Annotated in this window: 1 protein-coding gene; it reads right to left on the bottom strand. The window is 31.3% G+C overall.

Features of this window, described 5'->3' with window-relative positions; genetic code table 11:
* Positions 1–1,792: leucine-rich repeat domain-containing protein (locus tag ACQV2R_RS08570; protein ID WP_428875560.1), on the bottom strand; the 1,792-nt coding region annotated here is incomplete at its 3' end.
* Positions 1,793–1,960 lie beyond the last annotated feature (168 nt).

Raw genomic sequence — 1,960 nt, 5'->3', positions numbered from 1 at the left:
CTTCATCCGGAGTGCCGCCATCTGGAGTCTCTTCATCCGGAGTGCCGTCATCTGGCGTATCGTCGTCAAGATTAATTAAAATATTTTCTTCCTTAAAGCCTAATTCCACCATTTTATTTTTGATGTTATCTGAAGCAACTTCTATTTTAACAGTACCTTTTATATTATCCGGAAGGTTAAAACTATCCTCTGCAAAAGTGGCATTTTTCGCCTTAATTATAATTTTTTTCAATGATCCAAGAGGTCCAGCAATAGTACTATTTGAAAATTCTTTGACTCCTTCTCCAAAAATAATAGTTGTTAAAGAATCTAAGCCATAAAAAGGATTCCTTCCTAAGCTATTTAACGATTTTGGTAATTCAACGCTCTCTAAAGATGGCATATAATAAAATGCCAACCTACCAATTTCTTCAAGTCCCTCATTTAGGTTAATTTTTTCTAACTTATCTGCATTTTTAAACGTAAAATCTCCTATTTTTTTAACATTTTTCCCAAATATTAACTCTTTAAGATTATCATTATTGTCAAAAGCATAATCGGCTATAAACACTACTTTTTCAGGAATCTCATAGTTTCTTTCAACTTTTCTCGACGGATATTTTATAAGATTTTTTTCATCTTTATTAAACAAAATTCCATCTATATCTTTAAAATTATTATTTGATGAACTTACCCTTATTTCTTCTAAATCAGGAGTTGTTATAAATGCTTCTTCTCCTATTGAGGTAACTCCTTTAGGAATGTAAAGTCGCTTCAATTTTTTGTTTGAAGAGAAAGCGCCCTTACCAATAGTCTTTAAATTAGAAGCATCTCCAATTTCTAAATCCGTTAGATTCTCATTAAATGAAAAAGCTTTGTCTCCGATTGTTTCAACAGAATCCGGAATTATTATATTTTTTAGATTTGAGAAATAAAAAGCTTCTTTTCCTATATGCTTTAAGTTAGACTTTGGCAAAAACTCAACATTTCTGATGGTTTCAGCTGAAAAGAATGCTCGATCTTGAATCTTCAAGATTGAGTTGGGCACGATAACCTTCGAAACATTCGGACCCATTCGCTGACCAGATGATTCTTCAATTACACTATAGAATGCATTGCTAGCGATTTCCGTTACTGTAAATGTACCTTTTTCATTTTGAATAACATTAGAAATTCTTAAGGTATCATCATTCCATATGAGACTTTTTTCACCATCTCCTAATTGAACAGTTCCTACTCCGTCTTTATATGACAAGATTTTATAAACTAGGTTCTGGCTATCTGTAATAGTGCTTCCTAGGATTTGAGCGTTTTGATCATTCATGTAGGTTGACTTTAAATTCTCTTTTGAAAGATTAGTGTCAGTTTCCAAATAACTCTCCAAACTATTTTCAGATTCTCTTGAGGTCGTAGGCGCAAGTATTTCTGATGACCTATTACCTTCAAACTCTGTTTCTTTATCTTTAGAAACATTTTTTGGTTTTTTAAGATCAGAATCTAATAATTTTTCTCGGTCTTCATTATTGATAATACTATCCTTATTTTCATTTTTTATATCGTTTTTATCAGAGATTTTGTTTAAATCGTCTTGATTTTTTTCGTCAAAAGTCTCTGTTTGATGTCCCTCTGAAACCAGAACATCTTTTAACTCGCTTCTTACAGTAGTGCTTTCTGATGAAGCAACTTTATTATGTATATTCTCTATAGATGCCTTTATATTACTTTCATCTTCAGCAAATATCGCAGACTGCGAAACCAAAACAAAACTACTTATTGTTAACATGCTACCGATTAAGAATTTATTTTTATTCATAAACTTCCTCCAAAAACTATATTTTAGGTTAGCCTAAATAAATAATTAAGCATTACTAAAGATAGCATCCCTATTAAATTTTGTCAACGAGTGAATGATAAGTTCTCTCAAATTTTGTGTTAAACGTAAATGATAATGTCTCAAGAGAACACAAATCAAAATGTCCCA

Origin of the sequence: Facklamia sp. P12937, from assembly GCF_050409505.1 — a bacterium.
Taxonomy (GTDB): Bacteria; Bacillota; Bacilli; order Lactobacillales; family Aerococcaceae; genus Facklamia.
This window is presented reverse-complemented; position numbering and strand designations above follow the sequence as displayed.